This window comes from Microbacterium sp. CCNWLW134 (assembly GCF_037083565.1).
Lineage (GTDB): Bacteria > Actinomycetota > Actinomycetes > Actinomycetales > Microbacteriaceae > Microbacterium.
The window spans coordinates 285,429-297,835 of the sequence record NZ_JBAOJU010000001.1 but is presented as its reverse complement, the minus strand read 5'-3'; the positions used below and the strand labels follow the sequence as shown (position 1 = coordinate 297,835).

Here is a 12,407-nt window from a genome sequence, read left to right as displayed (position 1 = left end):
GCTCCTCAGCGCTCCTGGTCGATCTCTCGCGCCTCGAGCGGGAGACCCGCCATGAGGTGAATGAGATCCCGTGTGCCGACCGTGTCAGCGTCGTCGTCGAAGGAGACCCGACCGAGGTTCAGCACCACGACGCGATCGGCTATGAGCTTCACCGACTCGACGTCGTGCGTGATGATCAGCACGGCCGCCCCCGCATCGGCGAGCGACCGGGCCAGCTTCAACACCAGCGAACGCTGGCGCACACCCAGCGCGGCGGTCGGTTCGTCGAGGATGACGACCTTGACGCCGTCGACATCGGTGCGGGCGATCGCGACGCACTGCCGCTGCCCTCCCGAGAGTGCCGACACCGGCGCGAGATAGTCCTCCAGCGAGATGCCGAGCGACCCGAGCCGGGTCCGGGCCTCGGCGATCGCCGCCGACCGGTCGAAGATCCCCAGGCTCCCCCAGCCCCACTTCACGGGCTCGCGCCCGAGGGTGAGATTGTAGGCGGCGCCCAGGTTCGGCGCGACAGCGAGGTCTTGGTAGACCGTCTCCATGCCGAGGTCGCGACGTTCGAGGGCGCCACGGTCGACGATCGATCCCACGTCCTTCAGCTCGATGTCGCCGGCGTCGGGACGCACGAGCCCCGAGATCATCTTGATGACGGTGCTCTTTCCGGCGCCGTTGTCGCCCAGCAGACAGGTCACCTGGCCGGCCCGCAGCGCGAACCCCACCTCAGAGACCGCCGTCACCGCGCCGTACGCCTTGCGGAGCCCGGTGGCGGACAACGCCACGTCACCGGCGGGCACGTGCGCCACCAGCTCGGCGGGGTCGACGAGACCTTCGCGATCTCCCGCCTGCCGGTCTTCGGCCGCCTTGCGCGATCGACGCCGTCGGTACTCGTTGAACTGATCCGCGCCGAGGGCGAGAAGCAGGACGGCCCCGCCGATGACGGTCTGCCAGTAGTCCGAGATGCCGACGAAGATCAGTCCGGCGTTGAGGATGCCGATGGTCACCACGCCGAAGAACACCCCGAGCGGGCGACCGGTGCCGCCCGAGAAGCCGACGCCACCCAGGATGACGGCGGTGATCACCGCGATCTCGAAACCACTGCCGAGGTTGGGGCTCGCGCTGCCGAGCCGCCCGTAGGTGAGCAGAGCCACCAGACCGATCGAGCCGCCCATGTAGACGTAGAGCAGCACGAGGTGTCGCGGCACGTCGACGCCGAGCGCTCCGGCCGCGCGCGCATCGCCGCCGATGGCGTAGCTGCGAACCCCGCCGACCGTCTTGGTCAGCGCGAGTGCGCCGAGGATGAAGACGATGAGTGCGACGATCACGATGATCGGGACGCCCAGAACCCGCAATCGTCCGAGGAGCGCGATGTCTGCAGGAAGCTCGAAGATCGGCCGTGACTGCGTGATGACGAATGCCAGCCCGGTATAGACACCGAGCAGGGCGAGGGTGACGATGATGGGCGAGATCTTCAGGATGCGGACGAGCAACCCGTTCGCGAGTCCGAGGAGCAGCCCGATGGCGATCGTCGCGACGACGCCGAGCCAGAAGCTCTCCGTCTCGCGCATGACCCACGCGCCACCGACGGCGACGAGGGCCATCATCCCCCCGATCGACAGGTCGATCTGCCCGGCGATGATGAGCCTCGCCATCGCGATGGCGGCGATGAGGGTGCCCGAGATGTTGACCAGGATGGTGGTGATGTTGGCCGCGCTGATGAATGTCGGATTCACGGTGGCGAAGAGCACCACGAGTGCGGCGGCGAGCACGATGAGACCGGCGCGCCCGGTGGCGCCGCCGACGTGAGTCGTGCGGCGCCACCGGACCCGGGGGCTCTTCGCGGCGGAGAGCGCGGAGGTCATTGCGGGTTCGTCTCGTTCCAGTAGTTCTGCCGGGTCTCGTAGCTGATACCGCCGAGGGGCTGCAGGTACGTGTCGAGTCGCTCGTCGAAGGCCGCCGCGGGGTCGGCGACATCGGCGTTGTACTGCTCGATCGCCTCGGGGCTGTCGAGCTGCACGGCGTTGATGATCGTCAGCGACGGGATCGTCTTCCCCTCGAGCCAGTCGGCGCCCCACACACCGGCGGCGTACCCGACGACCGAGAAGTTGAACGCGTAGGTGGCCTTGTACGGGCCCCCGGCCGCGATCATCTCCAGCGCCTGCGGCTCCCCGTCCGAGCCGAAGAACGCCATGGCGTTGACGTCGAAGCCTCCCGCCTCGACGGCCGACATCGCACTGAGCACGACCGGGTCGGGACCGATCACCACGTCGATGTCGGGGTTGGCCTGGAGCACGGTGCTCATCGATGTGAAGCCGGAGTCGGGGTCGCCGGTGTCCCACAGCACATCGGCGACGACCTCGACGCCGTCCTGTTCGGCGAGCACATCGCGGATCGCGTCGAAGCGCGGCTTGATGTTCGGGAGCGAGTCGAGGTTGAAGATCACGACGTTGGCCTCGCCGCCGAGGTCGGTGTCGACGTACTCGGTGACCGCGGCCGCGATCTGCTCACCGATCTGCTCCTGGTTGGCGACCATCGGCATGGTGGACGGGCCGCTCGAGAGGGTGAACACGGCTGCACCGGTGTCCATGATGTCCCGCACGACCGGTCGCTGCGCCGCGACATCGACATCCCACACGAACATCGCACCGACGCCCTGGTTCTGCAGGGAGCGGAGCTGATCGACGTTGCGGGCGGGGTCGTTGTCGGCCACGGTCTCGGTGAAGTCCAGCCTTGCCTCGTCGGCTGCCTCTCCCATGGCGCGCGATGTGGCGGCGAACACCTCGACGTTCACCACGTTCATCGCCGCGGCGAGCCCTCCGTCGAGCGGCGGCGCCTCACCGGTCTCGTCGCTGGGGACGAACGGCTCGGACGGCCGCTCCGAGACGCCCTCGCCCACGCCGCTGTCGGCGGCGCCGTTACCGTCGCCGGCGCCGGGGGCGGCATCGACGGAGCATCCCGCGGCGAAGAACATCGCGCCGATCAGGAGCGCCGGAACGAGGGTGCGCCGGGCCACACGGCCGTCGGCGTTTCTGCTGCGCATCATCGCGCACCTCCATCGGTGAAAGGGATCGTCCGGCGCGGGTGTCGCCGGGCAGTGGTGCCAGCATGACAACCAGCGTGCGCCGGCCGCATCCGCCGCCCGTCGGGCATCTCTCGCAATTCTCCCGACGCCCTGCACGGCTCCTGCGACCGACGACGCGGCATGCTTGACCATATGACCTCCGACGATGACGTCGCCCCGCCGCACGAATCCACCGGGCCCGCGCCGACGCCGGCCTGGAGTCGCTACGCCATGGATGAGGAGATCGGGGCCGGTGCGGTCCTGCTCGCCGACGCGACCCTCAACGACATCGACGCCTTCCGCGAGACGTGGCATCGCATCTCCGTCCAGTCATCCCCGGCGCTGCCCACAGATGTGACGGAATCCGCCGTCGAGCTCCCCGGCCCGGGCGGCACGATCTCGGCGTCGGTGTTCGCGCCGGCGGAAGCGAGCGAAGCGCTGCCCGGCATCCTGCTCATCCACAGCGGGGCGTTCGTCGGCGGGTCCACCGCCTCCGTCCGCGGGCAGGCGATCGACCTCTGCCGCGAGGTGGGGGCGGTGGTGGTCGCGGTCGAGTACCGCCTTGCTCCCGAACATCCCTATCCGGCTGCGGTCGAGGATTGCGACGCCGCCTGGCAATGGTTGTCGACCCCCGCAGGTGGGGTGAACGTCGACCCTTCGCGCCTGGCGATCCACGGGACGAGCGCGGGCGGCGCTCTGGCGATCGCGGTCGCGCTGAGAACCCGCGACCGCGGCGGAATCGCCCCGCGCATGCTGTTCCTGAACTCGCCCGAATTGGATGACCGCCGTTCCAGCGCCAGCATGGCGAAGTTCGTCGACACGCCGGGGTTCACCGCGCGCGACGCAGAGATCAGCTGGCGCCTCTATCTCGGCGACATCACCCCGGGGTCGGACGCCGTTCCTGCAGACGCCGCGCCGGCGCGAGCGGAGAACCTGCGAGGCCTCCCGCCCACCTACCTGGCGCTGATGGAATTCGACCCGCTCCGCGATGAGGGCCTGGCATTCGCCGGCAAACTGCTCGCCGGCGACGTCCCGCTGGAGCTTCACCTCTTCCCCGGCACGTTCCACGGGTCATCCGCTCTCGCGCACGCGGAGGTGTCGCGTCGGGAGCTGGACGAAGAGGTGGCCGTGCTCCGCCGCGCACTGAGTGGAGGCTCGCGGTCGTGACCGGACCACGACCGTGAGCCTGCGGCGGGAGGACAATGGACACGGAGGCGGACGATGAAGGCCCTCTTGATGAAGTTGTCCGCGATGGATTCCGACGCCGAGGCGGCGCTGCGGGTCATCGCCTACTTCGACGCGCTCACTCTCCGCAGCGCGACACCCGAGATGATCGTGCGCGGTACGGCGGCCCTGGCCGAGACGGCGGCGGGCCTGTGCACCGAAGACGGGGTCGAGCACCGCTTCGCGCCTGACGGCCGCCGACTGTCGACGTCATCCGACGGACGCCCCCGTCGTGAGCAGCGTGCGGGTTCGACGACGGTGTGGCTCGAGCGCGAGGCGGAGCCCGCGGCGATGGACGACCTCATCCTCGAGCGCTTCGCGCTGGCGGTTCGCGCCGTCGGCTCCGACCGGGGCGAGCGGAACGACACCGTCGATTCCGCCCTGGTCGAGACCGCGCTCTCGCACCGCGAGCCCCTCGAAGAGCGCAGCCTCGCCCTGCGGCGGCTGGGCTTGTCCTCCTCCGCCCACGCGTGCGTCGTGGCGATCGCGGCGGCCGGTTCCTTCGAGAACGCCGGCGAGGTGGGCTCGGGAATCCTGGGGATGCTGCGGCGCAGCCATAGCGCTCGGGGCGCGATGCTCGGGGGCATGTCCGCGGCGATCGTGCCGCTTGCCGCGACCGACCCGCAGACCGCCAGGGAGGACTTCATCACCTCACTGCGTTCGGCGCTGTCGGCCGCGCCCGCGCCTGTGCGCGTGGGAGTCGGCGGAGCAGTCGGCGCATTCGACGCGCACCGCAGCTGGGCACAGGCCCGCCTCGCCCTGCGCTTCAGCTCGCCGAATCGGCTGGATGCCGCGGTGATCGACGCCGAGCAGCTCGGAGCGCTCTCGGCCCTTTCGACGGTGGATGCGGCAGCCTGGCAGCGCGACCCGCGCGTCTGCGCGCTGCAGGATTTCTCCACCACCGAGAACGGGCGGATCGACCTGGCCGTGCTCGAGATGTACCTCGCTCACGGGTCGCTCCGCCTCGCGGGCTCGGCCCTCCACATGCACCACAGCAGCGTGGCCTCGCGTCTCGCCCGCGTCGAGGAGCGGCTCGGGCTGGATCTCACCAATCCTCAGGACGTGTTCGACGCGCGCCTCGGCCTGGTCGCGCTCACCCTGCTCGAGACGGCCGGCGACCAGGCCGAGACGGGTGCGACGGTCACGACCGACCTCGCCTGACGCCCCGCCGGGGCACCCGCGACCGCCTCCCGGCCATCCCCTCCGTCGTTCTCGCGCTGCGCGAGAGCGCCACCGCGCAGGCCTCAGATCTCCTGCAGCAGCGCCTGCATCTCGGCGATCTCGGCGGTCTGGCTCTCGACGATCGACTCGGCGAGCGCCCGCATCTCGGCATCTTCGCCGTCCTCGAGCAGGTCTTCCGACATCTCGATGGCACCCTCGTGGTGCACGATCATCTGCTCGAGGAAGAGACGCGCGGCGTCCTCGCCCTCCGCTGCTTCGAGAGCCTGCATGTCACCCTCGGACATCATCCCCGAGCGCCCCATGCCGTCCCTGCCCATGTCATCCATGCCGCCCATGCCGATGCCCTCGGCGTCGAGCCACTCCTCCATCTGCTCGATCTCAGGGCCCTGCGCCGCCTTGATGCGCTGGGCCAGCGACGTGACGCGCTCGTCGATGTCGTCCTTCGCCAGGAGCATGTCGCTCATCTCCACCGCCTGCTCGTGGTGGGGGATCATCATCATCGCGAACCGCGCATCGGCGCTCATGGGCGCGACCTCTTCGCTGGACGAGGCACCGCCGTAGCTTCCCCCGTCACCGCCGGTCGATACCGTGACACACCCGGTCAGTGCGAAAGTCAACGCGACCGCGGCGGCCACACCCGCGGCGGATCGCCTGTTCGACGGCTCCATGTCATCCTCCTCGAACCGCTAGGGCACCACGATGCTGAAATCCGGGTCCCCGCGCTCGAGCACCCCGAGCAGCTGCACGAGCAGCGCCACATCACCGGTGACGCCCAGCCCTGCCCGTCGCGCACCCGCGACATCCCCCGCCGCCAACGGCGCGAGCGCCGCGCGCGGCACCGAGACCGTCACCGCGCACTCCCCCCGGCCGTCGCGCACCGCGGTGAAGACGCCGTTGCAGAGCGTTGCGCGGTACACCTCGCCGTGGTCGGGGAAGACCCACCCGATCGCAAGATCCATCTCCCACGCAGAGGGCCCGTCGACCTGCACGGCGAGCGCGTCGAGGAACTGCCGCGGCGCGAGCGCCGTAAGCACATCGGCCGAGAGCGACACCGGTGTCCCCCGGCTCCCCACCCGCAGCTCGTCCGCACCCATGAGGTAGGCGTTGCGCCACGTGCCGTTCTCGCTGCCGAATCCGAGCTGCTCGAGAACCTCGGCGAGAAGGGCACGGGCATCGGGATGACCCGGGTCGGCGAACACGGCATGATCGAGCAGCTGCGCGGCCCACCTCAGGTCGCCCTCCGCGGCGGCGCTGCGCGCCCGGTCCACGACCGCGTCGACCCCGCCCATCGCGTCGACGTAGCGCCCGGCCTCGGCCCCGGGCGGATGCCGCCAGAGCCGCGCCGGATTGCCGTCGTACCAGCCCATGTAGCGCTGGTAGATCGCTTTGACGTTGTGGCTCACCGAGCCGTAGTACCCGCGCGCATGCCAGGCGCGCTCGAGCACCGGCGGGAGGCGGAACTGCTCGGCGATCTCGATCCCTGTGAGCCCGCGGTTCAGCAGGCGGAGGGTCTGGTCGTGCAGGTAGGCGTACAGGTCGCGCTGCTCGCCGAGATACTGCAGCGCGCGCTCGCGCCCCCACGTCGGCCAGTGGTGCGAGGCGAACACCACCTCGAGGTCGTCGCCGAAGAGCGCGATCGCCTCGGTGAGGTACCCGGCCCACGCGCGCGCGTCGCGCACGAGCGCCCCGCGGATGGTCAGCACGTTGTGCAGGGTGTGCGTGGCGTTCTCGGCGATGCAGAGCGCCCGGGCGTCGGGGAAGAAGATGTGCATCTCGGCGGGCGCTTCCGAACCCGGCGCGAGCTGGAACACCATCCGCACCCCGTCGATCGTGCGTTCCTCTCCGGTCCGCGAGAGAAGGTCGGTGGGCGGGATGAGCGTCACCGTACCGGTCGAGGTCGTCTGCCCGAGCCCCGCGCCCACGCTCCCCCGCGGTCCCTTCTCGAGCACCGCACCGTACATGTACGCCGCGCGGCGCGTCATCGCCGTGCCGGCGGAGAGGTTCTCCGAGATCGCGTGCTCGAGGAACCCGTCGGGTGCGAGCACCGGCACCTCGCCCGCATCGACGTCTGCCTGCGTGGTGACGCCCTTCACCCCGCCGAAGTGGTCGACGTGACTGTGCGTGTAGATCACCGCGACGACCGGCCGGTCGCCGCGCACCGAGCGGTACAGCCCGAGAGCGGCCGCGGCGGTCTCGGTCGAGATGAGCGGGTCGATGACGATCACCCCGCGCTCGCCCTCGACGAAGGTGATGTTCGACAGGTCGAGCCCGCGCACCTGGAAGATCCCGTCGACGACCTCGAAGAGCCCCTGACGGGCGACGAGCTGCGATTGCCGCCAGAGACTCGGATGCACCGTGGCCGGCGCTTCGCCATCGAGAAACGCGTACGCGTCGGCATCCCACACCACGGCGCCCGCGGCGCCCCGCACCTCGCCGGGAACGAGCGCCGCAAGGAACCCGCGATCGGCGTCGGCGGCGTCCTGCCCGTCGGCGGGGGTCGCGTCTGGCTCGATCACGGCCCGGCCGTCGGATCCGGTGGGCGCGGGGGCGTCGACGTCGACGGCATGGCCGGCGCGGCGGCAGGTGGCGCCGTCGTCGCGCCCGGCACCGCCACCCCGACGTCATCCGGCGCTTCCGCGGCATCCCGTGCCCGCCGCTCCACGTGCCACGGTCGCTGCCGGTGCACCTCGAGCAGCTGGGCCCCGAGCCCGAACAGCACCATGGCCAGCCACACCAGGATGTTCAGCCACGGGATGTGCAGGCCGATGATCAGGAGCACCCCGCCGGCGAGCGCCGACACGACCGGCGGCACCCGGTCACGGAAGATCAGGCGCCCGAGGTAGTGCGCGCTGTAGATGAAGGTCGCCAGCACCATCAGCGTCCACACCAGCAGCCCGGCGAGCGCGAGGGGGAAGCCCACCACCGTCACGGCGAGCACGAGCAGTGCCGGCGGTACGGCGATGGCGCCGATGAATCCGACCAGCAGCGCCTTCCACGGTGAGGGGATGAGGTGATCGGTCACACGGTCGAGCCACCGCGGAATGAGCAGCCCGGCCGCAAGGGTGATGAGGCTCAGCGACACCAGCGCGAAGAGGGCGCCGAGCAGCCAGCCGACGAACACCGCCCAGGGCGAGACCTCCATGCGGGGCGTCTCGGGCGGTTCGATCCGCTCGACCGATCCCGCGACCGCGCCGTCGGCGATCTGCGCCTCGTCCCCGCTGACGTAGGTGAGATCGCCGCCGATCGATCCGTCGACCCGCAGCCGCTCGGTGCTGAGGTACACGTCTCGACCGATGTCGCCGGAGACGATCGTTGCCCCCGTGGCTCCGACGACGTCGGCGTCGATCAGCGCGCCCTCGTCGACGCGCAGCGATTGGGCGAACACCGTGGCGCTTCGCGCCACCTCGCCGCTGATCGTGACCGCCTGCCCGGCGAGCCGGACGTTGCCGTCGACCGTGCCGTTGATCGTGATGGTCTGCGCGGCAGCGATGATGTCACCGGTGACGTCGCCGCTGACGGTGACGCTCTGGCCGGCGGCGTAGACGTCACCGTCGACGGTGCCCGAGACATCCACGGCGACGCCGGAGTAGAACTGGGGCCCCTCCCCGTCGCTCGAGGGCGCGACGACGGCGGCACCGCCGGTGCCGAGGAGCAGGATGACGGTCGTCACCGTCACCGCGAGGAACGGCCGCGCGACGCGTCGCCACGTCGTTCGCGCGCGGGGAACAGTCTGCGTATCGGTCATACGCCCACGGTCGTCGCGCTCGCACGCCGGAGGCGGGTCGAACGTCCCGCCGCGCCGCCCGCGGCCGGACCGCTGCGCCCCACGGGGCCGGCGCATCGCTGACATATTCTGCGCGCCCGCGCAACCTCCTCCCCCGTGTCCGACGCCCCACGCAGAATGAAGCAATGGCTTCATCTCTGGCCCCCGATCCCACGACCGATGAAGGTCGTTCCACACCCTCTTCCTACGGCGTCCTGTGGTCGCGCGTCGAAGACGGCTTCTACGTCGCCAACCGCGACGGCGTCTTCCTCGGCTACCTCGACCGCGAGGCCGATGGCACCTATCGCGTCTTCAACGGCCGCTCCCGCCAGGTCGGTGAGGCACCCGACCGTCGCGCGGCGATGGCCGTGCTCCTCACCCATCACGACGAGGAGGCGATGGCATGAGCCTCACCACCGGCGACGAGCTCGTGTCGGTCGTCTACGTCAGCAAGGCCCGGGCGGATGTCGGCGACGACACGCTCCGCGACATCCTCACCGAGAGCCGTGAGAACAACGCCCAGTCGGGCGTGACCGGCGTGCTGCTGTACCGCGACGGCCAGTTCGTGCAGGTGCTCGAGGGCCCGCGCGACTCCGTGCAGAGCCTGGTGGCGACGATCACGGCCGATCCGCGTCACGGCGACATCCGCATCGTGCTCGACGAGCCGATCGACGAGCGCCAGTTCGGCGACTGGACGATGGAGTTCCGCCCCGTCGCGACACCGCAGACCGCGTTGCCCGAGGGGTTCCACGACACGTTCGATGATCTGGATGCCGCGGAGAGCCCCGACCGCGCTGCCCGCGCCGTTCACGACATCGGCCTGTGGGTCAAGGCGCGCACCCTCCGGGGTTAACCCGGAGTTTCACCCCACAATCACCCTCATTTGACCCGGAACTGATCCATTCAGGCGCACATAAAGTAGCGTCAGCAGCGAGAGTTCGGACGCAAACGCCGACTCTCACTCCGAACCGCAGGTCACCCGAACACCTGCGGTCGAAAACCTCGCTCGGTCCGGTGGCCGGCACCCGTCGCACCCCAGAATGCGACGTCGATCACCGACCCCTCGAATCGCAGGTGCCGTGACCCGTCCCACAGCGGGTCACGGCACCTGTTCTGTCGATCATCACCGGCGCCGTTGCGCATCCGCCCGCGCCACGCCGCGTTCCGTGCACGGATGCGCACCCTCTTCCGCGCGTCGCGTGGTGCGTTCTCCGCACACTTGTGCACATACGTGCAATTGACGCGGAATGGACTTTCTGGCTTTCGACGGGTGGATAGGGTTCTCGACGGCTCTGGAAACGGTTCCAGGGATCCGACAAGGGAGTTCAGGATTCAATGAGGCAACGACTTCTGCGGCGCAACAGCTTCTGGCTGGTGTTCTCGCTCGTTCTCATGCTCGTCTCTGCTGTGGGGGCGTCGCTGGTGCAGACCGCCGGCGGCAGCGTCGAGGTCAAAGACATGCAGTGGGAGGCGGCCTCGGGCCGCGAGATGAACGCGCTGCTGTTCAAACCGGTGGCGGCGTCGGCCGACGACCCGCGCCCCGCGATCGTCGTCAGCCACGGCTGGTGGAACAACCGCGAGATGCAGACGGCGAACTACGTCGAGCTCGCACGTCGCGGGTACGTCGTCGTCTCGATCGACATGTACGGCCACGGCGACTCCGACCCGCTGCCGGCGGGTGAAGAAGCGGTCGGCGGCACCGGCATGTACGACACGGTGAAGCTCCTCGCCGACCTGCCCTACGTCGACACCGAGCGCATCGGTGTCTCGGGGCACTCCAACGGCGCCCGTGCCGCGAACTTCTCCGTCGCCCTCGACAACGAGGCCGACACCCCGCTCATCGCCTCGGTGCTGCTGGTCGACAACGACGCGGTCTACACCGATGAGGAGGGCGCGTACACGAACGTCTACGGCTCCCGCGACACCGGCATCGTGCAGGCGCAGTACGACGAGTTCTTCTTCCGCAGCTACGACGCCGAGGGCAACGCGCTGACCCCGCCGCGGGAGTTCCTCTCCACCCCGAACGCCCAGTCGTTCCTGTCGTTCGGCGCCGACCCGGCCGACGCCGAGCAGCGCGAGGGCTTCGAGGTGTACACCGAGAACGTCGACGGCGACGAGGCGATGCGCGTCATCTACTCGCTGCCGCAGACGCACCCGTGGTCGACGATCTCGAGCGCCGCGGTCGGCCACCTGGTCGACTTCTTCGAGGAGTCGCTGGGGGCTCCGAACCCGATCCCGGCGAGCAACCAGATCTGGCAGATCAAGGAGATCTTCACCACGATCGGGCTGATCGGCTTCGGTGTCTTCCTCGTCGCCTTCACGCGCGCCATGCTCGCCGTGCCCGCGTTCGCGCGGCTCCGCGTGACCGAGCCCGTGCCCGCTGCCGCGCCGACCCGCAAGGGCCTCGCGTGGTTCTGGGGCGGACTCGCTCTCTCGGTCGGTGTCTCGGCGATCAGCTACGTGCTGCTGAGTCAGGCGCCCTGGGCGGGCGGCATCGCGTTCGGCGTCACCAACCTCATCGCCCCCGGTGTGCCGTGGTTCATCGGGATCTGGGCGGCGATCAACGGCCTCGCGGCCATCGTCATCATGGTGGTGTCGTACCTGGTGTTCGGGCGCGAGAGCGGCCAAGACCTGCGCGCATCGGGCGTGCTCCCCGGATGGGGCCGGTTCTTCCAGGGCATCGGCCTGGCGCTCGTCACGGTCGTGGCCGCGTTCCTCATCGTCTTCGTCTTGGACTACTTCTTCACCACCGACTTCCGCCTGTGGGTGGTCGCGGTGAAGGTGTTCACGCCCGAGAAGATCTGGTTCGCGCTGCTCGTGCTGCCGCTGTTCCTGGTGTACTTCTTCGCCAACTCCGTCGCGATCAACGGCTTCAACCGCTTCACGCTGGCGGGCAAGGAGTGGCTGAACACCCTCGTGCTGGCGGTGTTCAACGCCCTGGGGCCGATCATCCTCGTCGTCCTGCAGTACACGACGTTCTTCATCACCGGCGAGACGATCCCCGGCTTCGGGGGCATCTTCAGCATCTGGCTGTTCCCCGTCATCCTGATCCTCGCGGTGGCGGCGGTGATCAGCCGGAAGATCTACCGAGCGACGAACAACCCGTACATCGGCGGCTTCGTGAACGCAGCGGTCGTGACCCTCATCTCGGTCTCGAACTCGCTCGTCTTCGTCTGACGCGCACCC

Annotated in this window: 10 protein-coding genes; 5 read left to right on the top strand and 5 right to left on the bottom strand. The window is 69.6% G+C overall.

Annotated features, from left to right (window positions below):
• Positions 1-5 precede the first annotated feature (5 nt).
• Together V6S02_RS01450 and V6S02_RS01445 are read right to left on the bottom strand one after the other, a co-directional pair.
• Positions 6-1,853, bottom strand: coding sequence for an ABC transporter permease subunit (locus tag V6S02_RS01450; protein WP_336399582.1), 1,848 nt, complete (start codon positions 1,851-1,853; stop codon positions 6-8).
• The gene (locus V6S02_RS01445) at positions 1,850-3,034 is read right to left on the bottom strand and encodes a sugar ABC transporter substrate-binding protein (protein WP_336399581.1); all 1,185 of its coding nucleotides are present in this window, start codon (positions 3,032-3,034) and stop codon (positions 1,850-1,852) included. The genes V6S02_RS01450 and V6S02_RS01445 overlap by 4 nt, the downstream gene beginning before the upstream one ends.
• 171 nt (positions 3,035-3,205) lie before the next feature.
• Here V6S02_RS01445 and V6S02_RS01440 point away from each other — a divergent pair, with 171 nt between their 5' ends.
• Together V6S02_RS01440 and V6S02_RS01435 are read left to right on the top strand one after the other, a co-directional pair.
• Entirely contained in the window at positions 3,206-4,219 is a 1,014-nt protein-coding gene (locus V6S02_RS01440) for an alpha/beta hydrolase (protein ID WP_336399580.1), read from the top strand.
• 54 nt (positions 4,220-4,273) lie between these two features.
• The gene (locus tag V6S02_RS01435; RefSeq protein ID WP_336399579.1) at positions 4,274-5,437 is read left to right on the top strand and encodes a helix-turn-helix domain-containing protein; all 1,164 of its coding nucleotides are present in this window, start codon (positions 4,274-4,276) and stop codon (positions 5,435-5,437) included.
• A gap of 83 nt (positions 5,438-5,520) precedes the next feature.
• Here the strand turns inward: V6S02_RS01435 and V6S02_RS01430 are convergent, their stop codons facing one another.
• The 3 genes from V6S02_RS01430 to V6S02_RS01420 all read right to left on the bottom strand — a co-directional run bounded on the left by V6S02_RS01430 (position 5,521) and on the right by V6S02_RS01420 (position 9,203).
• Complete coding sequence (locus tag V6S02_RS01430; protein WP_336399578.1) at positions 5,521-5,982, bottom strand: DUF305 domain-containing protein; 462 nt, start codon at positions 5,980-5,982, stop codon at positions 5,521-5,523.
• Positions 5,983-6,144: 162 nt separating this feature from the next.
• Positions 6,145-7,974, bottom strand: coding sequence for an alkyl/aryl-sulfatase (locus tag V6S02_RS01425; protein ID WP_336399577.1), 1,830 nt, complete (start codon positions 7,972-7,974; stop codon positions 6,145-6,147).
• Positions 7,971-9,203, bottom strand: a complete 1,233-nt coding sequence (locus V6S02_RS01420) for a bactofilin family protein (RefSeq protein WP_336399576.1) — start codon at positions 9,201-9,203, stop codon at positions 7,971-7,973. The genes V6S02_RS01425 and V6S02_RS01420 overlap by 4 nt, the downstream gene beginning before the upstream one ends.
• Positions 9,204-9,367: 164 nt before the next feature.
• Here V6S02_RS01420 and V6S02_RS01415 point away from each other — a divergent pair, with 164 nt between their 5' ends.
• The 3 genes from V6S02_RS01415 (at position 9,368) to V6S02_RS01405 (ending at position 12,398) form a co-directional block, all read left to right on the top strand.
• Positions 9,368-9,628, top strand: coding sequence for a hypothetical protein (locus V6S02_RS01415; protein ID WP_336399575.1), 261 nt, complete (start codon positions 9,368-9,370; stop codon positions 9,626-9,628).
• Positions 9,625-10,074 (top strand): BLUF domain-containing protein, encoded by a 450-nt coding sequence (locus V6S02_RS01410; RefSeq protein ID WP_336399574.1) that lies wholly within the window; start codon positions 9,625-9,627, stop codon positions 10,072-10,074. The genes V6S02_RS01415 and V6S02_RS01410 overlap by 4 nt, the downstream gene beginning before the upstream one ends.
• A gap of 482 nt (positions 10,075-10,556) precedes the next feature.
• Complete coding sequence (locus tag V6S02_RS01405; protein WP_336399573.1) at positions 10,557-12,398, top strand: alpha/beta hydrolase family protein; 1,842 nt, start codon at positions 10,557-10,559, stop codon at positions 12,396-12,398.
• The last annotated feature ends 9 nt before the right edge of the window (positions 12,399-12,407 follow it).